At 65.6% G+C, this 19,335-nt stretch carries 18 protein-coding genes and 2 pseudogenes; 10 read left to right on the plus strand and 10 right to left on the minus strand.

Translation table 11 applies throughout. The features are described 5' to 3' along the window. Positions 1–2: 2 nt before the first annotated feature. On the plus strand, positions 3–1,355 hold the full coding sequence (locus tag AB3X99_RS28855) for a TRAP transporter large permease (RefSeq protein ID WP_069266656.1): 1,353 nt from the start codon (positions 3–5) through the stop codon (positions 1,353–1,355). A gap of 68 nt (positions 1,356–1,423) precedes the next feature. Here the strand turns inward: AB3X99_RS28855 and AB3X99_RS28860 are convergent, their stop codons facing one another. Continuing rightward, a complete protein-coding gene (locus AB3X99_RS28860) occupies positions 1,424–2,440 on the minus strand; it encodes an NAD(P)-dependent alcohol dehydrogenase (RefSeq protein WP_368618850.1) in 1,017 nt (338 codons plus the stop codon). Positions 2,441–2,548: 108 nt separating this feature from the next. Here AB3X99_RS28860 and AB3X99_RS28865 point away from each other — a divergent pair, with 108 nt between their 5' ends. Continuing rightward, positions 2,549–3,463, plus strand: a complete 915-nt coding sequence (locus AB3X99_RS28865; RefSeq protein ID WP_069266654.1) for a LysR family transcriptional regulator — start codon at positions 2,549–2,551, stop codon at positions 3,461–3,463. 142 nt (positions 3,464–3,605) lie between these two features. Here the strand turns inward: AB3X99_RS28865 and AB3X99_RS28870 are convergent, their stop codons facing one another. Continuing rightward, complete coding sequence (locus AB3X99_RS28870; protein WP_368618851.1) at positions 3,606–5,117, minus strand: CoA-acylating methylmalonate-semialdehyde dehydrogenase; 1,512 nt, start codon at positions 5,115–5,117, stop codon at positions 3,606–3,608. Positions 5,118–5,302: 185 nt separating this feature from the next. Here AB3X99_RS28870 and AB3X99_RS28875 point away from each other — a divergent pair, with 185 nt between their 5' ends. Further along, on the plus strand, positions 5,303–6,244 hold the full coding sequence (locus AB3X99_RS28875) for a LysR family transcriptional regulator (RefSeq protein WP_342948781.1): 942 nt from the start codon (positions 5,303–5,305) through the stop codon (positions 6,242–6,244). 110 nt (positions 6,245–6,354) lie between these two features. After that, positions 6,355–7,551, plus strand: a complete 1,197-nt coding sequence (locus AB3X99_RS28880; RefSeq protein WP_368618852.1) for a phytanoyl-CoA dioxygenase family protein — start codon at positions 6,355–6,357, stop codon at positions 7,549–7,551. A gap of 63 nt (positions 7,552–7,614) precedes the next feature. Here AB3X99_RS28880 and AB3X99_RS28885 read toward each other — a convergent pair whose 3' ends face one another. Next, positions 7,615–8,520, minus strand: coding sequence for an SDR family oxidoreductase (locus tag AB3X99_RS28885; protein WP_069266720.1), 906 nt, complete (start codon positions 8,518–8,520; stop codon positions 7,615–7,617). 112 nt (positions 8,521–8,632) lie between these two features. Here AB3X99_RS28885 and AB3X99_RS28890 point away from each other — a divergent pair. Next, a pseudogene (locus AB3X99_RS28890) lies at positions 8,633–8,878 on the plus strand (transcriptional regulator); the annotation flags it as partial. A gap of 195 nt (positions 8,879–9,073) precedes the next feature. Then, positions 9,074–10,555 carry an alkaline phosphatase family protein gene (locus AB3X99_RS28895; RefSeq protein WP_069266649.1) on the plus strand — a complete coding sequence of 494 codons (1,482 nt, stop codon included), beginning with the start codon at positions 9,074–9,076 and terminating at the stop codon, positions 10,553–10,555. Positions 10,556–10,593: 38 nt separating this feature from the next. Here the strand turns inward: AB3X99_RS28895 and AB3X99_RS28900 are convergent, their stop codons facing one another. The 4 genes from AB3X99_RS28900 to AB3X99_RS28915 all read right to left on the minus strand — a co-directional run bounded on the left by AB3X99_RS28900 (position 10,594) and on the right by AB3X99_RS28915 (position 14,073). Then, positions 10,594–11,202 carry a membrane integrity-associated transporter subunit PqiC gene (locus AB3X99_RS28900; protein ID WP_083245426.1) on the minus strand — a complete coding sequence of 203 codons (609 nt, stop codon included), beginning with the start codon at positions 11,200–11,202 and terminating at the stop codon, positions 10,594–10,596. Beyond that, positions 11,202–12,500 (minus strand): MlaD family protein, encoded by a 1,299-nt coding sequence (locus AB3X99_RS28905; RefSeq protein WP_069266647.1) that lies wholly within the window; start codon positions 12,498–12,500, stop codon positions 11,202–11,204. The genes AB3X99_RS28900 and AB3X99_RS28905 overlap by 1 nt, the downstream gene beginning before the upstream one ends. Next, positions 12,497–13,702: a paraquat-inducible protein A gene (locus tag AB3X99_RS28910; protein WP_368618853.1), complete on the minus strand. Its 1,206-nt coding sequence runs from the start codon at positions 13,700–13,702 to the stop codon at positions 12,497–12,499. The genes AB3X99_RS28905 and AB3X99_RS28910 overlap by 4 nt, the downstream gene beginning before the upstream one ends. A 101-nt stretch (positions 13,703–13,803) precedes the next feature. Then, a complete protein-coding gene (locus tag AB3X99_RS28915; protein WP_069266645.1) occupies positions 13,804–14,073 on the minus strand; it encodes a CsbD family protein in 270 nt (89 codons plus the stop codon). A gap of 464 nt (positions 14,074–14,537) precedes the next feature. On the opposite strand from AB3X99_RS28915, the gene AB3X99_RS28920 reads away from it, so the two are divergent. Continuing rightward, the gene (locus tag AB3X99_RS28920; RefSeq protein ID WP_069266644.1) at positions 14,538–14,786 is read left to right on the plus strand and encodes a hypothetical protein; all 249 of its coding nucleotides are present in this window, start codon (positions 14,538–14,540) and stop codon (positions 14,784–14,786) included. A 46-nt stretch (positions 14,787–14,832) separates the two neighbouring features. Here AB3X99_RS28920 and AB3X99_RS28925 read toward each other — a convergent pair whose 3' ends face one another. Next, positions 14,833–15,297, minus strand: a complete 465-nt coding sequence (locus AB3X99_RS28925; RefSeq protein WP_069266643.1) for an LEA type 2 family protein — start codon at positions 15,295–15,297, stop codon at positions 14,833–14,835. Between the two features lie 331 nt (positions 15,298–15,628). On the opposite strand from AB3X99_RS28925, the pseudogene AB3X99_RS28930 reads away from it, so the two are divergent. Together AB3X99_RS28930 and AB3X99_RS28935 are read left to right on the plus strand one after the other, a co-directional pair. Further along, positions 15,629–15,772: pseudogene (locus AB3X99_RS28930) on the plus strand (GGDEF domain-containing protein); the annotation flags it as partial. 592 nt (positions 15,773–16,364) lie between these two features. Next, entirely contained in the window at positions 16,365–17,144 is a 780-nt protein-coding gene (locus tag AB3X99_RS28935) for an ABC transporter substrate-binding protein (RefSeq protein WP_069266641.1), read from the plus strand. Between the two features lie 77 nt (positions 17,145–17,221). Here AB3X99_RS28935 and AB3X99_RS28940 read toward each other — a convergent pair whose 3' ends face one another. Next, entirely contained in the window at positions 17,222–18,118 is an 897-nt protein-coding gene (locus tag AB3X99_RS28940; RefSeq protein ID WP_368618854.1) for an AraC family transcriptional regulator, read from the minus strand. A gap of 154 nt (positions 18,119–18,272) precedes the next feature. On the opposite strand from AB3X99_RS28940, the gene AB3X99_RS28945 reads away from it, so the two are divergent. Next, positions 18,273–19,052, plus strand: coding sequence for an SDR family NAD(P)-dependent oxidoreductase (locus AB3X99_RS28945; protein WP_368618855.1), 780 nt, complete (start codon positions 18,273–18,275; stop codon positions 19,050–19,052). A gap of 21 nt (positions 19,053–19,073) precedes the next feature. Here AB3X99_RS28945 and AB3X99_RS28950 read toward each other — a convergent pair whose 3' ends face one another. Next, positions 19,074–19,277, minus strand: coding sequence for a DUF3079 domain-containing protein (locus AB3X99_RS28950; RefSeq protein ID WP_342948789.1), 204 nt, complete (start codon positions 19,275–19,277; stop codon positions 19,074–19,076). Positions 19,278–19,335: the final 58 nt, after the last annotated feature.

Below are 19,335 nucleotides of genomic sequence, written 5' to 3' on the forward strand. Positions count from 1 at the left end.
ACATGGAACTCGCAATTCTTTCGCTCAGTTTTTTGGTGCTCCTCGCCGTTGGGGTGCCGGTTTCTTTCTCCCTCGGTCTCGCCTGCGTCAGCACGTACCTTTACGAAGGACTGCCGGCCGCGACTGCCATGCAGTCGATGATCTCGGGCATGAACGCGTTTTCGTTTCTCGCGGTACCTTTCTTCATTTTCTCCGGCGAGCTGATGCTGCACGGCGGCATTGCCGACCGCATCCTGCGCTTCGCCCAGGCTGCAGTGGGACATTTCCGTGGCGGACTCGGCATGGCCAATGTCGTCGCGTGCACGCTGTTCGGCGGCGTTTCCGGTTCGCCTTCCGCCGATACGTCGGCGATGGGTGGCGTGGTCATTCCGCTCATGAAGCGCGAAGGCTATAGCGCGGCCTATGCCGTCAACGTGACGACGCACTCGTCGCTGGCGGGCGCGTTGATGCCCACCTCGACCAACATGATCATCTATGCGTTCGCGGCGCAAGGCATTACGGGCACGCTGAACGGCCAGCAGATGAGCGGCGTGTCGATTGGCGACCTGCTTTTCTCGGGCCTGCTGCCGGTGTTGTGGGTCATGGGCTTCGTGCTGATTGCGGCTTACTGGCAGGCGCGCCGCTTCGGCTATCCGCGCAGCGCGGACGGCTCGACCAGGCTGCAGGTGTTTCCCGGCTGGCTCGCCGTGGTGCGGGCGTTCCTCGGCGCGCTGCCTGGCCTGTTCGTGATCGCGATCATTCTCTTCTGCGTGGCGCGGGGCATTGCGACCGCCACCGAAGCGGCCGCGATTGCCGTGGTGTATTCGCTCGCGCTCACCGTGGTCGTGTATCGCTCGATGACGAAGGAGAAGCTGTTCTTCGCCCTCTCGCGTGCGGCCAAGACCACGGGCGTGGTGCTGCTGCTGATCGCGGTGTCGAACATGCTGCGCTATCAGATGGCTTATCTGGAGATTCCGGAGGCCATCGAGCGCGTGCTCGAACATGCCACGACCCTTCCCTGGCTGATGCTTCTCTACATCAACATCATCCAGGTGTTTCTGGGCACGTTCATCGACATGGCGGCGCACATCCTCATCACGACGCCGCTCTTCCTGCCGCTCGCCATGCATAGCGGCGTGGGCCCGGTGCAGTTCGGCATCATGATCCTGCTGAACTGCGCGCTGGGCCTCGTGCATCCGCCAATCGGCTCGGTGCAGTTCATCGGCTGCGCCATCGGCGATGTGTCGATCGGGGAGACGACCAAGGTCGCGTGGCCATACTATCTCGCGATTTTTAGCGCGATCAATCTGGTCACCTACTTTCCGTTCTTCTCGACGTGGCTGCCCAGCGTGATCAACGGGCATCCGGTTTTCTAGAACGACCGGCACAAGAAGAACGGAGCGGGCACTATGCGTGCCCGCTTCGCTTTTCTGCGCACGTGCTCTCAGGCCACGCGTATCACGACCTTGCCGAAATGCTTGCCGGCTTCCAGCCACGCGTAAGCTTCGGGCGCTTCCTCGAAAGCGAACACGCGATCCACCACGGGGCGAATCTGCTGCGCGGCGACGAAACGCGTCAGGTCGTCGAGCATCGTGCGGCTGCCGACCATGATGCCGTGCAGACGCTTGATACCGCCGATCACCGATAGCAACCCCAATTCGGGGCCCGCGAAACTCGTCACGCCGCCGATGATCGAAACGAGCCCGCCCATCTTCGCGGCCGCTACCGAGCGCGGCAGCGTATCGCGTCCGCCCACTTCCACGACGATATCCGCGCCTTCGCCGCCCGTGAGCCGCAGCACTTCGTCCTGCCATTCGGGATGCGAACGATAGTTGATGGTCTCGCTCGCGCCGAGGGTGCGGGCGCGTTCGAGCTTCTCGTCGCTCGAAGAGGTGATGATGGTCCGCAAGCCCGCCGCGTGGGCGAGTTGCAGCCCCCAGATCGACACGCCACCGGTGCCGAGCAGCACCACGGTCGCACCGGGCCGTGCGCCGCCATCGGCGAAGATCGCGTTCCAGGCGGTGATGCCGGCGCACGAGATCGTTGCGGCCTCCTCGTAGCTCAGGTGCGCGGGAATCGAGACGAGCGAGGTTTCCTCAGCGACGAAGCGTTCGGCGAGCACCCCGTCGAATTGCGCACCGGGCGACTCGCGCACTTTCCACGGTGTGGGTGGGCCATCCACCCAACGCGGGAAGTAGGTGTTGATCACGCGGTCGCCGGGCTTGAAGCGCGTGACGGCCGCACCGACTTCGACCACTTCGCCCGCGCCGTCGGCGACGGGCACGAGCGGCGTGTCGCCAAGGCCGAGGTAATCGCCGCGCGCGAACATCAGGTCGCGATAGTTGAGCGAGGCTGCGTGAATCTTCACGACCACGTCATGCGGACCGGGCGCGCGCGGCGTGAAGTCGGTGCGCGCGAGTGCGCCATGGCCGCTGCCGGCCTTCAGTTTCCATGCGTTCATGACTGCTCCAGTACGAGTGGGAGCACCTATGATAGTGTTGCTTGCGAGGCGACATTGGTGAGATTCCGGAGCTTGGTTGTCGCCGCGGTGGATACAAAAGGAGGGGATATGAACGATCGCCTGAACGGCGTGGCCGAATTCGTAGACGTGGTGGACGCGGGCAGCTTCTCCGCCGCGGGCGAGCGCCTTGGCGTGACGCGCTCGGCGGTCGCGAAGATCGTCGCGCGGCTCGAACAGCGCCTGGGCGTGCGCCTGCTGCAGCGGACCACGCGCAGCTTGAGCCTCACCGACGAAGGCCACGCGTACTACGAGCAGTGCCGCCGCGTGCTGGGGGAACTGAGCGCCGTGGAAGCCGCCTTCGATCACGGACGGCGCGAGCCTGCGGGGCGCTTGCGGATCAGCGCGCCGGTGCTGTTCGGACGCCAGTGCGTGGCGCCCGTGGTGCGGCGGCTCGTGGAGGAGCATCCGCGTCTGAATGTCGAACTCTCGTTTAGCGACCGGGTGGCCGATCTCGTCGAGGACGGCTTCGATCTGGCCGTACGCATCGGCACGCTGCCCGACCACGGCACGCTCGTCGCGCGCCGGCTTGGCGTGCAGCGCATGGGTATCTGCGCGTCGTCTGCGTATCTCGCGCAACACGGCAAGCCCGCGGACGTCGCAGCCCTCGCCACTCACACAGGCATCGCCTATGGCCGAGCGGGACAGAGCCCGGCGTGGCGCGTGCGCGGGCCCGGCGGCGAGATCGAGGAATGCCGGCTCGCGTCGCGGCTGTGCTTCGACGACCTGCTGGCGATCGCCGATGCCGCCGCCGCCGGCGCCGGTCTCGCGTGGCTGCCGTGCTGGCTCATGAGCCCGTATTTGAGCGACGGTCGACTCGAACTCGTCATGGACAGCAAGAGCGTGATGGGCGACGAAGTGCACGTCGTGCGGCAGAAGGCGCGTCACATGCCGTCGAAGGTGCGCGTGGCGGTGGATGCGCTCGTCGCGGATATTTCGCGCATGCTCGGCGCGCAACCGGACTGACCGTGCGCAGCGCGTCTCGCACTGCCGACGTGTCATGCGTCGTGACGATCAGTGACACTTCATCAAAGCATGAATGGCGTCCTTTGATGCGACCGCGAGGCCAGTGTCCACGCCACGCAAACTCACGCAGGCCCGACAACTGTTACTTCGCCACCGGCATCGAAAATTCCGCACCCTTTTCGGTGCTTTCCGGCCAGCGCTGCATGATCGACTTCTGCTTCGTATAGAAGCGCACGCCTTCTTCGCCATACGCGTGCATGTCGCCAAAGAGGCTGCGCTTCCAGCCGCCAAAGCCGTGCCATGCCATCGGCACCGGAATCGGCACGTTGATGCCCACCATGCCCACTTCGATCTGGCGGCCGAACTCGCGCGCCACGTGGCCGTCGCTCGTGAAGCAGGCGACGCCGTTACCGAACTCGTGATCGTTGATCAATTCCACGGCCTCGGCGAAATCCTTCACGCGCACGCAGGCGAGCACCGGTCCGAAAATTTCTTCCTTGTAGATGCGCATCTCGGGCGTGACGTTGTCGAACAGCGTACCGCCGGTGAAGAAGCCTGCTTCGTGGCCCGGCACCTCGAGGCCGCGTCCGTCCACCACGAGCTTCGCGCCTTCTTCCACACCGCTCGCGATATAGCCTTCGATGCGCTCGAGCGCCTGCTTCGTGACGATCGGGCCCATTTCCGCGTCGGCTTCCATGCCGTTCTTCACGATGAGGCTGCGTGCGCGCTCGGCGAGGCGCGGCACGATCTTGTCGGCCACATCGCCCACCAGCACGGCCACCGAGATCGCCATGCAGCGCTCGCCGGCCGACCCGTAGCCCGCGCCGATCAGCGCGTCCACGGTCTTGTCGAGGTCCGCGTCGGGCATCACGACCATGTGGTTCTTCGCGCCGCCGAGCGCCTGCACGCGCTTGCCGTGCTTCGCACCGGTCTCGTAGATGTAGTTCGCGATCGGCGTGGAGCCCACGAAGCTCACGGCCTTCACGTCGCGGTGCGCGAGCAGGGCGTCGACCACGGCCTTGTCGCCTTGCACGACGTTGAACACGCCGTCGGGCAGGCCGGCTTCCGTGAGCAGACGCGCCATGAAAAGCGAAGCGGAAGGGTCGCGCTCGCTAGGCTTGAGGATGAACGTGCAGCCGGTTGCGAGCGCCACCGGGAACATCCAGCACGGCACCATGCAAGGGAAGTTGAACGGCGTGATGCCCGCCACCACGCCCAGCGGCTGGCGCACGGTCCAGTTGTCCATGCCCGTGGAAACCTGTTCGGTGTAGTCGCCCTTGAGCAGTTGCGGAATGCCGCAGGCGAATTCGATCACGTCGATACCGCGCGCCACTTCGCCCTGCGCGTCGGAGAAGACCTTGCCGTGCTCGGCCGTGATGATCGCCGCGAGTTCGTCCGCGTGACGGTTCATCAGCTCGAGGAACCGCAGCATGACGCGCGCGCGGCGAATGGGCGGCGTGTCGCGCCACTTCGGGAACGCAGCTTTCGCGCTCGCCACGGCGGCGTCCACGTCGGCGACTTCGCCCAGCACGAGGCGGCGCGCGGCGGCGCCGGTCGCGGGGTTGAAGATCGCTTGCGTGCGGTCGCCCGTGCCGCGCTCGGTCTTGCCGCCGATGAAGTGGACTACGTCTGCGGAATCGGTATAGGCCTGCATGTCATCTCCTCGTTAGGTGAGTGCGTGCCGCCAGTCTACGGAGGGTGCGGGGGCGAGGAAAGACGCTGGCGCTGAATTGATTGTTTTCAGCTGTGAACAATCACTGGCGTAGTCTGTGAAAAGTGCGCGAACGGCATGCTAGTATCGACGCGGGATTCACGAGTTTTGACGCGGACTTTTTATCGATGGATACACAGCGAGTCGAAGCACTCTGGACGCATTTACACTGGCTCAATGTGCTGGCCACCCAGGGCAGCTATACCGCGGCGGCGACGCGCCTGGGCGTGAGCAAGGCGGCCGTGAGCCAGCGCATCGCGGAACTGGAGCGCGTGGCGGGCGTGCCGCTTGTGCAGCGCACCACGCGCAGCGTGCGCTTCACGGAGGCGGGGCTGCGGCTCGTGGAGGACACGCGCGCGCAGTTCGACAGCATCGCCGCGAGCTTCGCGAGCGTGCGCGAGATGGCCGACGTCGCCCGCGGCACGGTGCGCGTCACTGCGCCGGTCGCCTTCGCGCGCCAGCAACTGGTGCCGCGTCTCGCGCACTTTTCGCGCACGCATCCCGAAGTGCGCGTGCAACTGGAGCTTTCCGACCGGCTCAGCTCGATTGCGACCGAAGGGTTCGATCTCGCGATTCGCCATAGCGCGCAGGTGCCGGAAACCCACGTGGCCTGGAAGCTCTGCGACACGCGCTCGGTCATCGTCGCCACGCGGCCTTACCTCAGGCAGCGAGGCACGCCGCAAACGCCCGCCGATCTGGCGCAGCACGACTGTCTGTTCTATCCGCGCCCGCTGGGCGCGGGCGTGTGGTCGTTCGAGAAAGCCGGCCGCCGCGCAGAAGGCGCGCGCGAGACAGTGACGGTGAACGGCCCGTTCTCGGCGAACAACAGCGAGGCGTTGCGCGACGCGGCGCTGGAACATCTCGGCATCGCGCTGTTGCCCGATTTCAGCGCGCAGGCCGCGCTGCAGGCCGGCAAGCTCGTCGTGCTGCTGCCCAACTGGCGCCCCGTGGGCGCGTTCGCTTCGCAATTGCACGTCGTGCGGCCGTATGGGGCGCAAGTGCCGCGAGCGGTCAAGCACTTTACGGAGTTTCTGCGGCAGACGTTCAAGGATGGCTTTCCGCTGGAGTGAGGTGGCGCACGCAGCCCTGCCGCCGCCTTCCTGATGCGGTTTTGATAGATTTTTGGTATCCACGGCGCCGGGTGCCGACGTTATGCTTGATCCAACACGGAGGCAGACGCATGGACCAGCACGAAATACCGGTGGCGGATTTGGGGCGGCAATGGTACGTCGAACGCGAATGCTCGCTGGACGCCTTCGTGAACCGACTGAGCGACGACGGCAGCCCGTTGCGTTACGCCTGCGATGTGAGGCAGCGCATTCCCGTCTACGACTGCGTGGCGCTCGAAGGCGCGCTGCACGACGCGGCGCGGCGCGCGCAGTTGCAGGCGGAATGGGCGCATGTGCTGCGCGACGGCGCCGGCGTGCTGGTGCTCGAGCGCGCCTACGCGAATACGCAGCCCGTGGACGATGCCACCGCCGTGTTCGAAGCCATCATCCGGGCCGAGCGGGAGCAGGGCACGAGCGGCGCGGACCATTTCGCGAAGGCGGGCGCAAACGACCGCATCTGGAATGCGCAACAGAAGCTCTGTCTCGAAGCGCCTGCCGTGTTCGTCGACTACTTCGCAAATCTGCCGCTCATGGCCGTGTGCGAGGCGTGGCTCGGACCGTGCTATCAGATGACTTCGCAGGTCAACGTGGTGCGGCCGGGCGGCGCGGCACAGGAAGCGCACCGCGACTATCACCTGGGATTCCAGACGATCGAGCAGGCGCAGCGTTATCCGGCGCACGTGCATCATGTATCCGCTTTCCTCACGCTCCAGGGGGCGGTGGCGCACAGCGACATGCCGGTCGAGAGCGGGCCGACGAAACTCCTGCCGTACTCGCAACGCTATGCCGAGGGCTATCTTGCATGGCGGCGAGCCGATTTCCGCGCGTACTTCGAAACGCATTGCGTACAGTTGCCGCTTACCAGGGGCGACGCCCTGTTCTTCAATCCCGCGCTATTTCATGCGGCGGGCGCGAACCGCACCGCCGACGTGCAGCGCATGGCGAATCTGCTGCAGGTTTCGTCGGCAATGGGGCGCGCAATGGAAGCGCTCGACCGTGCGAGCATGTGCGAGGCGATTTATCCCGTGCTGCGCGAGTGGCGCAGGAAGGGCCTGGGCGTTGCAGACGAACTCGCGACAATGGCGGTCATCGCTTCGTGCGCCGAAGGCTATCCGTTTCCCACGAATCTCGACCGGGACCCGCCTCTGGGGGGCCTCGCGCCAGAAAGCCAGCAGGCACTCATGCAGCGCGCGCTGCATGAGGACTGGGAGCCAGGCAGATTCGCCGTGGCGTTGCGCGCGCATGACGCGCGACGCGACCCCGCGTAAGCGCGGCGATGGCGTCGTCGACCACGAGACGGTGAGGTGAGGATATTCAGGATTGCTGCCGGATCAAGTCGACGCTCCCACCTCGGCGAAGCGCGCTTCGTTCAGATCGGCAATCAGCGAGGGACCGGTCGGGCGCCAGCCTAGCCGCGCCTGGGTGAGCGCGCTCGAAGCGGGCATGTCGAGGCCGACGAACATCCCCATCCAGCCGAAATGCGCGGCTGCCTCCTCCGGCGCGATCGAAACGACCGGCAGGCCGAGCCCGCGGCCTAGCGCCTCGGCGATTGCGCGGCTCGTCACGCCTTCTTCGCCAACCGCGTTGTAGCGCGCGCCCGGTTGACCTTTTTCAACGGCGAGCCGATAAAGGCGCACGACGTCGGAGAGGTGGCCCGCCGGCCAGCGGTTCTGGCCGTCGCCCACGTAGGCGCAAACGCCTTTCTCGCGGGCGATCGCGACGAGCGGCGTAATGAGCCCCTGCCGGAACGGGTTGTGGACCTGGGGCAGCCGCACCGCGCCTACATTGAGCCCTTGTTCCAACAGTACCTGCCCAGCCAGCTCGGACGCAATACGCGGGTTGGGATGGCCCGGATTGAAGACGTCCTCGCTGGCCAGTTCGCCTGGCTGGGCGTTGCCGATGCCCGTGCCGGACGTGATCAGTAGCGGACGATCCGAGCCGGCGAGGGCGGTGCCGAGCGCCGCAATGGCGCGCTTGTCCTTTTCGCAGTTTTCGACGAAGCGCGAAAAGTCGTGGTCGAAGGCCGTGTGGATCACGGCGTCCGCTTGCTCCGCGCCGCTGCGCAGGCTTGCCGGTTCCTCCAGCGTGCCGCGATGCACGCGTGCACCCGCCCTGGCGAGCGCCTGTGCGCCGGCTTCGGAACGGGTCATGCCGATCACTTCGTGACCGGCTTCGATGAGTTCCGGCACGAGCGCCGAGCCGATGAAGCCGGTCGCGCCAGTTAGAAAAATACGCATGGTCATCTCTCCTGGGTCATGACTGGCGTACTTTCTCCAAATTCTCTATACCGTTAAAGTAGTGAGTTCATCATAGTAAGATGACTAACAGGCTTTCCATTCCGATTCATTCGGCGGGCTCGTCGACGAGTTGTGCAGCATGAGCCCCGAGTTCGACGCACTGTGGCGCGAGAACGAAGTGCCGGCACATGCAGAAGCCGACCACGTGAAGCGCTTGCACCATCCCACGCTGGGTCTGATCGCGCTGGAGCAATCGGCGTTTTCCGTCGATGGCCGGCCCGACCTGCACATGATCGCCTACAACCCGGTCGATGCCGGGCAGGCCGAGCGCATCAAGGCGCTCATCGAAGTGTCGTGACCCTGCCGCACGCATCCTGACCTCCCTCGTCCTCCTCTCTCATCGCCACACTCCGAGCGTGTCCTGGCTGCACCACAGCGGGCGCGAGGCTTGCGGGCAAAGGCCGTCCGCTGCTCGCCGTCGCGAGCGCGTTTCGCTTCGCGGCAGCGAGGCACGGGCGGATTGCCAGCGCCGCATCCAACCAGGAGACGTGTCATGGGAGACGACAATAGCCCGCATCACGGATACGACCGGCGCCGCTTTCTTGCCGGCGTAGCGGCGGTTGCCGGCAGCGTTGCATTATCGGGCTGCGGTGGCGGAGGCGGTGACGACCCGGCCGGCCAGAACGGCGACGCGCCCGCGCCCTCGGTCGGCGACGTTCCCTCGCCGGACGGCGCTGACCGTTATAGCTTGCCGCGTCCGGCGTTGCCGAATCCCGCGAGTTCGGGCATCGACTTCATCGTGCTCGTCACGATGGAAAATCGTTCCTTCGACCACTTCCTCGGCTGGGTGCCGGGCGCCGAAGGCATGCCCGCGAACCGGCAGTTCAAGGACGCGTTCGGCGCGACGCAAACGCCGTTTTCGCTCGCAGCGAATTCCGCCTATGGCTACCAGGCGTGCGCGTACCAGGACCCCAATCACAGCTACGACGGCGCGCGTACGCAACTCGCTTCGGGCGCGATGAACGGCTTTCTCCTCACACCCGGCACGAGCCTGCATCAGGGCGACTTGCTGCCCATCGGTTACTACACTTCGGCCGATGTGCAGTTCTTCGACGCGGTCGCGAGCAGTTACACGATCGGCGACTTCTACTTCACCGGCATCCTCACCAGCACGTTTCCCAATCGCCTTTATCTGCACAGCGGCGCCACGGATCGCCTCGACGACAGTATCGACAATTCGACTCTCCCCACGATCTGGGACAGGCTCAGCGCCGCGAATATCGGCTGCAACTACTACTATCACGACGTGCCGTTCACGGCGCTTTACGGCAGGCGCCATGTCGGCATTTCGCGTCCGTTTGCGGATTTTGTCGCGCATGCCGGGACGGGTACGCTGCCGCCGTTCTGCATGGTCGATCCGGCATTCGCGGGCGAGCCGCAAGGCACTTCCGCGGACGATCATCCGCACGCGGACATCCGCAACGGCGAGGCGTTTCTCGGGCAGGTGTACGAAGCGCTGCGCACGAGTCCGACCTGGAACCGCACGCTGATGATCGTCGTGTATGACGAGTGGGGCGGCTTTCTCGAGCACGTGGTGCCGCCCACGAGGCCGATCAGCAAGAACGAGCTCGCGCTCGGCAACGACGGCAAGCTGGGTTTTCGCGTGCCGCTCGCGCTGCTGGGGCCGCGCGTTCGCGCGGGCACGGTCACGCGCTATCCGTTCGACCCGAGTTCGATTCACGCGCTGCTGCAATGGCGCTTCGGCTTGCCGCCGCTCGGCGTGCGCAGCAGCGATTCGGCGACCTTCAATCTCGCCTATGCGCTCGATTTCACCGATGCGCCGCGCACAGACGCGCCTGCGTTCACGATTGCCCAAGGCACATTCGGCGGGGAGTGCTCGGGGATCCCCGGGGTGTCGCCGTCGAATCCGGTGTCGTCGATCGATCAGTCGCAGCTCGCGACCAACCCGAACGTGGACCGCTTCGCGGACCTGCGCGCCAAGGCGGCGTCGTTAGGATTCCAGACGGGAGGTTAGCGCTGCGGGGAGGGCCGCCTGTGTCAGCGATCGCCGTGTCAGCGCACGGCGATCGATGCGGCGATCCGGTCGGCGAGTTCGCCGAGCACGCGACTGAGCGCAGCGGCTTGCGCGGCCGCATCGTGACCTTCGACCTGTGCGCTTAGCGCCGCCTCCTGGCTCATTGTGGTTCGTGCGGGCTGACCCGCGAGCAGCGTCCACGCCACTTGCAGCGTGAGCGTGCCGCCCGCGCTCGCGTTGCAGTCGAGCACCGTGACGACGAGCGTGCGCGTGCCGGCGGGCGCGGGCGCGTCCGGAAAAACGAATGCGCCGGGCGGCAGGCGCGGCAGCAGGTCCTGCGCGAGCGTGCTGCGCATCATCTGCCCGAGCGGCGCCCCCCAGCGGTCGTTGTCGTCGACGGCGAGCCGGTTGGGGGCGACATGCGTCACCACTTCGGGCCGGTCGAGCACGGCGGGAATATGCACGGCGCCCAGCTGCACCGGCGCCATGGCGGCGGTGGCAAGCGGCGCTTGCGCAGGCGTCGCGTTGAGCGTGACGTAACGCGTGGGTGCGCTGTGGCCACATGCGGTGATCCCGACGCCGATGCCCGCGAGCACGGCCGCATCTAGCAGTCGCGCGATCGAAGCCCGGCTCGCTTGGCGGCGCATCATTGGCTCTCCTCCTGCGCCTTGCCGCGCAGCAGCGCTTCGGGATGCCGGTCGAGATAGTCGGCTAGCGCGCGAACCGAGCGCGCGGTATCCGTCAGCTCGCGCAGCGCGGCGGGCAGGTCGTTCTGGCTCGAGGCGTCGGCGCCCAGCGTGCGATTGGCCGCCGCGACGGTGCGATCGGCTTCGTTCGCCGTCTCGCGCAGCTGCGCGACGAGCGGGCCGATCTTGGGCGACACCTGCGCGAGCGTCTGATCGATTTGCGCAACCGAGCGGTCGATATGCATGAGGCTGTCGCGGATCTGCGGCGAGGCGCTGATGGCGTTCACGTGCGCGGCAATGCTGCGCACTTCGTCGCCCGTTTGCTTGATCGGCAGGTCGTCGATCTTCCGGATCACCTCGCCGGCGCGCGAGGTCATGGTATCGAAATCGGCGGGGGCGACGCTCGGGATCACAGGGAGCCCGCTGTCGGCGGTGAGCGTCGCGCCCGCTGCGCCCGCAACGAAGTCGAGATTGACCTTGCGCGGCCCGAGGAGCGGCGGGTCCTGCGAAAGGCGCGCGCGCAGCCCGTCGGCGACGAGGTGATCGAGCATGCCGTCGACGAGCGGCCGCCAGTTGCCGTCCGCGGGCGGCGGTGCGCCGACGATGCCAAGCTGCGACGGGTCCAGCGCGAGTTGAACCGGGGTGCTCAGCGCGCCAGTGCGCACGTCGTAGCTCAGGCGCACGCTCGTGACGGTCCCCACGGGAAAGCCGCGCAGGTCCACTTCCGAGCCGGTCTCCAGGTTGCCGACCGCGCCGTCGAAGCGCACCGCATAGCGCACCATCGGACCGTGTTCGGGCGCAAGCGGGGGCCGGCGATCGCTGCCGTCGAAGTGGTCGGCATGTTTGCCGGGACCGGGCTCCATGACGATTTCGGGTCCCGAAAGCATGGCCTTCAGCGAGGCAGGGTCGCTCAAATCCACCTTCGCGCCGCGCAGGTAAAACCGCGTGCCCGAGAGCAAATACGGATTCTCCGCCCGGTCGATCCGGAGCTTTGCTTCGACATGCTGACCATCTGGCGCGAGCGACACGTCCGAGACGGCGCCCACTTTCACGCCGTGCAGCGTGACGATCGTGTCGTCGGGCTTCATGCCGTAGGCATTGTCGAACGTCACGACAACCGTCTCGCCGTCATGGACGAGCGCGCGCAGGCCGAGCCATCCCGTCGCGCCGATGGCGGCAATCGGCACGGCCCAGATCCAGCCGGGCCAGGCGCTGCGCCGCACTTCGGCTTGCGTGCGATGGCGATGCGGGCCGCTCATGGCTTTCTCCGCCTATGCACGTCCCACATCATGCGCGGGTCGAAGCTGCGCGAGGCCAGCATCGTGAAGAAGACGACGAGTGCGAACGCCGTCGCGCCGGTGTCGGGTCTCGCCACCGCCACGCCATCGAAGTGGATCAGCGGCACGAATGCCGCGATCGTGAAGACGTCGACGTTCGACCAGCGGCCCAGTTCGTCGATCCAGCGATAAAGATGGGCCTTGGCGCGCAGGTGCCGGCGCGAATGGCGCAAGACCGAGGTGATGAACCACGCCATGCCGCCGAGCTTCGCAAGGGGAATGACGATGCTCGTGCCAATGATCAGGATGCCGAACGGCCATAGTCCGACGTGAAAGAGCTGATAGACGCCGTCGATGATGCGGTGCGAGTCGTAATGCCCGAGTTGCCGCGACATGGTCATCGGATAGAAGTTGGCGGGCACGGTGAGCACGAGCGCCGCGAGCGTGAGCGCGGCCGCGCGCACCACGGCGTCCGGCTTGCGCGCGCGCAGTTTCAGGCCGCAGCGCGGGCATGGCCGGCCTTCATGCGAAATGGGCACGACGAGGTCGCACACGGGGCAGGACAGCGCGCCATGCCCGTGCGGCGCCTGTTGGTCGGGGACGATGGCGCGCCAGACGGTGCGGCGATCGAGCGAGGCGCGCGTGAGCATCGACATGAGCGCGGCTAGGATGAAACAGTAGCCGCCCGCCCCGATCGTTCCCGTGAGGTTCTGCGTGACGCGCGCATAGCCGACGAGGCAACCGGCGAGGTAGACGTCGGGCATGGCCCAGATGTCGAGCGCGATGGACCAGCGAAAGAGCGTGCCGATATGCCTGAATCGCACACCGAAGCCGAGCAGTCCCAGCACGATCATGAGCAGGCCGAAGCGTACGAACGGCAGCACGATGCCGAATGCGCCGAGCAACAGCGCGAGCGCGAGCCAGCCGTCGCGCCAGATCGACACGATGCCCGACGCGAGAACGGATGAACGATCGGCGCCGAGCATGTGCACCGTCATCAGCGGCGCGAGGTTGGCGGGGAACAGCAGGACGAAGGTCGTGATGGCGCAGGCGAGCGAAGCGGTGATGCTGCGCCCGCTGCGCCGCTCGAGCGGGTAGTGGCAGATCCTGCAGCGCGCGAGCATGCGCGGGCCGAGCGGAGGGATGTCCTCGAGGGCGCCGCATTCGGGACAGCCGATCGTCATGGGCGGAGCTCCTGACTACGCCTCGCGATGACACACGATTCGCATCAGTGAGGCGATTTCACGACCACGCGCATAAAGCGTTCCCGAGCCGGGGTTGGCTTTCAGCCTTCGGATTTATTGCGGTTCAAGACCCATGCCGCGCCGAGCGCGAAGCCGACAGCGGCGGCGAGCCCGAGCGCGGTCATGGGCTTGTCGGCGACGTTGTCGCGTGTTGCGTCGGCCGCATCGTTCAAGGCCTGTTGGGATTTGCCGTACAGCACCTTTGCCTTGCCGGCCAGGCCCATGGCGGGGTCGCGCAGCATGCGGCCGGCCAGGTGCTGCGCTTCTCCCGCGACCTCGTTCGCGATGGCGTGTGCGTGTCTCGTGTCCATGATCGTGCTCCTGTGTGCTCAGGGTGGGTCATTGAGTTTGCGCGCTCCACTTGCGCAATGACGGCGGAGCAACGCGAATGCCCGCAGTGCAGCGATCGATGAAACACGGGCGAATCAGCGCTCGCGCGCAAGCATCAGCGCGGCGGTGAGCTAATCAAGGCCGGTAGGCCTGGCGAGATCAAGGCCGGTAGGCCTGGCGAGATCAAGGCCGGTAGGCCTGGCGAGATGCCGATCGAAGCCGGCCTGCGCGTTGCGCTGCACGCCGGGGCGACGCTTTCCGAGGTGAAAGGCACGTCGGGCCTGACTTATTTCGATGCCTGAAAAGCGCGGGGCGCAGGAACATGCGATGCGAAGTTAAAGGTATCCGAAGTCCGATTGGCTGATCATGCCGGCATGCCCGATGCACCGTATCAATGGGGATGCCGCGGGTTGGAACATCGGAGCGAGTTGGGAGGGAAACGACGATGCGCAGGAAATCACGCTCATTGCGAGCGATGGCCGATAAATGGCTCTTCTTGCGGCCGGACACGCAAGTGCATGTGACGCGTGTTGCGCAGGGTGCGAGGAAGCATCGGTCGTGCGTCTATGTCAGCGCGGTCGGCGCCGTCGGCGAATCGGGCATGTTCTTCTTTCGTCACGACGACGGCAGCTGGTACATCTTTCCGCCGGACGAAGCGCGTCCGGCGCTCGGCGTCGAGGGCCGTGACGTTTGAGCGCCGAAGCAAGCTGCGACACGCCCGGCCGGCGCGCTGGCGCCGTTCACGGGCCGAACAGGCCCTGCGTTGGCAGCGACAGGTTGCCGTGATCGACGAAGCGTGTGCCGCCGCCGATGCCGCCCGCCAGGCGCCCGCGTATTTCGTAGGGAATGTTGCCGGCCTGTGCGCTGCCCGCAAAGGCGAAAGCCTGCCGGACGGCGGAGAGTGCCGGCACGGTCAGCGGCACGATGATCACCGCTTCGCCGAAGCGCGGCACGACGCCGCTTTGATCGCTTACGCCGCTCGCGAACGATTGACCGTTCAGGTCCAGTTGCAGTGACACGCCGCTAAATTCGACCGGCGTGTCGTTGGGATTCTGGATGCGCAACTTCACGTTGAAGCGCATTTCCATCCCCTCGCCCTGGAGTGGCTCCAGCCCCGCCACGTTGACCCGCAGCGGGTCTCCCGTCAACCCCGCGCAGCCGCCAAGCCAGAACAGCACACAAAGCAAGGCGCAAACAAGTCGCATTGAGCGCCTGACGTCAGGTGCTGGCATGGCGAGTACCTCGTCTGGAGAGTCCGCGGGTGCCGCTTAGTGTAGCGTCGATCCTTCGCGGATTTCGCGCTATGCGCCCGACTGTTGCCGGCCCTCGAGTTTCGATTCGCGGGTTCGAGCGGGCGAAGTCGACCGGATCGATCCGGATTGCATGGATTCGGGCCAAACCTGGGATACGATGCGTCCCCGACGCTTAAGCGATATGCGCCACACGCGGCCTGGATTCTTTCAATCTGCTTTCGCTGGTCGTCGTGCTGCTCCTGCAGGGCACGCGCCAGTTTTTTGGCATGCGTGCCGTGTGGCGGTGCAGCCGTCGCCCTGGAACGTGGTGCTGCTCGGCCTTGCGATCGTCACGTTGCCTTGCATGTCTATCGGCATGGTGATGCTCGCTCACGACCGGATACCTGGGCGCATGGAAAAACTCGCGACGATCGACGAACTGACGGGCGCCTCGGTCGACTTCAGCCGCGAGGTGCAGACCGTCCTCTATTCGCGCAACGACGGCGACGTGCAGATCATGGAGGGCCCGCAGGTTCAGTGGTTCGACACCCTCTGCAAGCGCAGTCTGGAAAGCGGGCGGCGCGTGGTCAGCAACGTCAAGGATATCCGGGGCGATTCGCGGGCGGCCTCCGAACTCGGGATTTGCACCTATGCGAGCGCACCGGTCTGCGCGCAAGGCGGCGCCGTGATCGGTACGCTATGCGCCATCAGCCGGAACATCTAGCACAACGCGCCCTGATCGACGACATGACGGAACTGCCCAACCGGCGCGCGGCTCGCGCCGGCAAGAGCAACTGGACATTCGGGTAAGTCTTCGACTGCCGCTTTCAACCCCTTTAGGGTCTTCCCTGCCATAGGTGTTTCCGCCTGTTTTTGACGACTCGACGCGCGTATTCTGGACTGCTACCTTGCCGGGCGCAGGTGCACCCGCAGCGTCGATCACGTTTGCGGCGTGCGCCGCGAGGGAATGTCCGCGCCGCAACCATGCGGGCGGTGTTTATGTTCTTGACCACCTTGATATCCAGAACCGAGGGGATCCCATGAAAAAGTTGTTTGCAGCCGTATCTATTGCCTTGATCGCCTCCACGGCCAGCGTCGGCGCCTTTGCGGCGGACACCATTCGCTTCGGTGTCGATGCAAGCTATCCGCCGTTCGAATCGAAAGCGCCGGACGGCAAACTGGTCGGCTTCGACATCGATCTCGGCAACGAGATCTGCCACCGTCTGAATGCCAAATGTGTCTGGATCGAGAACGACTTCGACGGCATGATCCCGGCGCTGAAGGCGCGCAAGTTCGACGGCGTGCTTTCGTCGATGTCCATGACCCCGGCGCGCAAAGAGCAGATCGCGTTCTCGGACAAGCTGTTCAACACGCCGACGCGTCTCGTCGCCAAGACGGGTTCGGGCATCATGCCGACCGCCGAATCGCTCAAGGGTAAGCGCGTGGGCGTGGAGCAGGGCACGATTCAGGAGGCCTACGCAAAGGCGCATTGGGCAACGGCAGGCGTTGAGGTCGTGCCTTACCAGAACCAGGACCAGGTTTATCAGGACCTGCTGGCCGGCCGCGTGGACGCCGCGCTGCAAGACGCCGTGCAGGCCGACGTGGGCTTCCTGAAGACGCCGCGCGGCAAGGGCTACAGCTTCGCGGGCGGCGACCTCGACGATCCGGCAACGCTCGGCAACGGCGCCGGCATCGGCCTGCGCAAGGAAGACGCCGCGCTCAAGACGAAGATCGACGGCGCGATCGCCAGCATCATCAAGGACGGTACGTACAAGAAGATCGAGAAGAAGTACTTCGACTTCGACGTGTATGGCAAGTGATGTGACGCGTCCTGCGTGACGTGTGCACGGCGCGAGAGCGGATGCACCGCTCTCGCGCCGCGTGTCAGCGGAGCGTGCTACGCGGCCTCGCGCAGTGTCTTCGCTTGAGTCGAGTCTTTTTTCGGTGGCGCTCCGAACATTCGCGTGTATTCGCGGCTGAACTGCGAGGCGCTCTCGTATCCCACTTCGAAGGCGGCGGCCTGTACGCTCATCGACAGCGAAAGCAGCAGTCTGCGCGCTTCCAGCAGCCGCAACTGCTTCTGGTACTGAAGGGGCGGCAGCCCGGTCAGCGCCTTGAACTGCCGGTGGAACGCCGAAGCGCTGAGCTGGGCGACTGCCGCCAGGTCTTCCACCCGCACGGGTTCGGCAAACCGCACACGCAAGTTTTCCACCGCGCGCAGCAGGCTGTGAGAAGGGCTTTCCGTCGACGCCAGCCTCGCGATTTCCGAACCGTTCGGACCGCTTAGCAACCAGTAGCAGATCTCGCGCATCAGCATGGGATACAGCATGCCGATGGCGTCCGGCGTGTCCAGCAGGCGCACGGCGCGCAGCGCGCAATCGGCGAGGGGGCCGTCGAAGTTCGCGACGAACACGCCGCGGCTTGCGTCCGCCGCCGGCACGGGCGCAGGCGACATCTCCTTTGCCACGGCGCGCAACATGGCCAGGTCCAGCTCGAGAATCAGAACCAGGCAAGGCTTGTCCGGGCTCGCCTCGAACACGCGGCCCCGCGACGGCGTTTCCACGCCGACCACGAGCCCTTGACCGGCGCGATACTCCAGTTGTTCCCCGCCAAAACTGGCCCATTTGGCGCCCTGGGCGACGATGCACAAAGCCGGCCGCGCCGAGCGAAACGTGGGCGGCGCGGGATGGTCGGAGCGCAGGATGAGCAGTCCGTCGACAGCGGTGCTGTATGGGCTCGTGCCCGGCTGTGTTTGCGTGTAGCGCAGCAGGGCGGCGGCCAGATCGTTTGTCATGGGGGCTGGATAAGAAACGCGCGACGGAAAGTGCGCGACGGTCCATCTTAGTCAGCGAAGCAGGATTAGGCAAGAATCGGGGAGATTCGGGTATTCACTCGCTGGTGACGTCAGGCGCAGAATCGACGCTATCCAACTCAGCGAGAGGTGCCAAATGGCAACGAACAACGGCAGTCAGTCGGGCCCGAAAATCGCGGTCGTCACCGGAGGCAGCCGAGGGATCGGTCGCGACACGGTGCTGCGGCTGGCAAGCCGCGGCGTCCATACGGTTTTCACCTACAACACCAATCGAGACGAGGCGGAGAAGGTCTCTGCCGAGATCGCGCAAGCGGGCGGCCGGGCGATTGCCCTGCAGTTGAATATCGCGAATTCGGGCGCGTTCGACGACTTCGTCGCGCGCCTGCGAGAGGCGCTTGGGACGCTCAATGCAACGGGCTTCGATTATCTGGTGAACAACGCCGGTATCTCATCGACGGCCACGCTCGCAGCGGGCACCGAATCGGAGCTCGACGCGCAGTTCGCGGTGCATTTCAAGGGGCCGTTCCTGCTGACGCAAAAGCTGCTGCCGCTCATTCATGACGGCGGCCGGATTGTGAACATCTCCTCGGGCCTTGCGCGCTTCGCGTACCCGGGCCGCTCGATTTATGGCCCGATGAAGGCGGCTGTCGAAGCGCTCACGCGCTATATGGCGCTCGAACTCGCGCCGCGCAGGATCGCGGTCAACGTCGTGGCGCCGGGCGCCATTGCCACCGACTTCAGCGGCGGTATCGTGCGGGACAATCCTGAGGTCAACAAGGCAGTGGCGGAACATACCGCGCTGGGCCGCGTGGGATTACCGACGGACGTGGGGCCGGTGATTGCCGGTCTACTATCGGATGACTTTGGCTGGGTGAACGCGCAACGCATCGAGGTGGCTGGCGGCATTCATATCTGATTGCGCGGTTGATTTCGCGCGTCAAGGCGTGACGCTTTTGCCGGACGCGTCGACTTCGATACCCCAGTCGCCCTGTTCGAGCCAGTCGTCGCCGAGCAGTTCGGCCGGATGCTGCGTGCGGCTCTGGCCGTTGCCGCATCGCATGTCGTTGGCCGGGCAGTAGTGGTCGCAGCCCCAGCACAGGCGCTCGGGGCGCAGCGGGTGAATCGGAAACTTCTTTGCCATGATGTCGCCCCCGCGCGATCTCGGACGGAACGCAATATCGAGATTGTGTTCTTTCCGC

Source organism: Paraburkholderia sp. BR10882, from assembly GCF_040948855.1.
Lineage (GTDB): Bacteria > Pseudomonadota > Gammaproteobacteria > Burkholderiales > Burkholderiaceae > Paraburkholderia > Paraburkholderia nodosa_A.

Excerpts from the sequence above, each read along its gene's own strand:
- AB3X99_RS28920 (WP_069266644.1), top strand. The coding sequence starts at position 14,538 with ATGCGCAGGAAATCACGCTCATTGCGAGCGATGGCCGATAAATGGCTC.
- AB3X99_RS28865 (WP_069266654.1), top strand. The coding sequence starts at position 2,549 with ATGAACGATCGCCTGAACGGCGTGGCCGAATTCGTAGACGTGGTGGAC.
- AB3X99_RS28940 (WP_368618854.1), bottom strand. The coding sequence starts at position 18,118 with ATGACAAACGATCTGGCCGCCGCCCTGCTGCGCTACACGCAAACACAG.
- AB3X99_RS28915 (WP_069266645.1), bottom strand. The coding sequence starts at position 14,073 with ATGGACACGAGACACGCACACGCCATCGCGAACGAGGTCGCGGGAGAA.
- AB3X99_RS28860 (WP_368618850.1), bottom strand. The coding sequence starts at position 2,440 with ATGAACGCATGGAAACTGAAGGCCGGCAGCGGCCATGGCGCACTCGCG.
- AB3X99_RS28855 (WP_069266656.1), top strand. The coding sequence starts at position 3 with ATGGAACTCGCAATTCTTTCGCTCAGTTTTTTGGTGCTCCTCGCCGTT.
- AB3X99_RS28875 (WP_342948781.1), top strand. The coding sequence starts at position 5,303 with ATGGATACACAGCGAGTCGAAGCACTCTGGACGCATTTACACTGGCTC.
- AB3X99_RS28905 (WP_069266647.1), bottom strand. The coding sequence starts at position 12,500 with ATGAGCGGCCCGCATCGCCATCGCACGCAAGCCGAAGTGCGGCGCAGC.
- AB3X99_RS28880 (WP_368618852.1), top strand. The coding sequence starts at position 6,355 with ATGGACCAGCACGAAATACCGGTGGCGGATTTGGGGCGGCAATGGTAC.
- AB3X99_RS28910 (WP_368618853.1), bottom strand. The coding sequence starts at position 13,702 with ATGACGATCGGCTGTCCCGAATGCGGCGCCCTCGAGGACATCCCTCCG.
- AB3X99_RS28885 (WP_069266720.1), bottom strand. The coding sequence starts at position 8,520 with ATGCGTATTTTTCTAACTGGCGCGACCGGCTTCATCGGCTCGGCGCTC.
- AB3X99_RS28935 (WP_069266641.1), top strand. The coding sequence starts at position 16,365 with ATGAAAAAGTTGTTTGCAGCCGTATCTATTGCCTTGATCGCCTCCACG.
- AB3X99_RS28870 (WP_368618851.1), bottom strand. The coding sequence starts at position 5,117 with ATGCAGGCCTATACCGATTCCGCAGACGTAGTCCACTTCATCGGCGGC.
- AB3X99_RS28925 (WP_069266643.1), bottom strand. The coding sequence starts at position 15,297 with ATGCGACTTGTTTGCGCCTTGCTTTGTGTGCTGTTCTGGCTTGGCGGC.
- AB3X99_RS28950 (WP_342948789.1), bottom strand. The coding sequence starts at position 19,277 with ATGGCAAAGAAGTTTCCGATTCACCCGCTGCGCCCCGAGCGCCTGTGC.
- AB3X99_RS28900 (WP_083245426.1), bottom strand. The coding sequence starts at position 11,202 with ATGCGCCGCCAAGCGAGCCGGGCTTCGATCGCGCGACTGCTAGATGCG.
- AB3X99_RS28945 (WP_368618855.1), top strand. The coding sequence starts at position 18,273 with ATGGCAACGAACAACGGCAGTCAGTCGGGCCCGAAAATCGCGGTCGTC.
- AB3X99_RS28895 (WP_069266649.1), top strand. The coding sequence starts at position 9,074 with ATGGGAGACGACAATAGCCCGCATCACGGATACGACCGGCGCCGCTTT.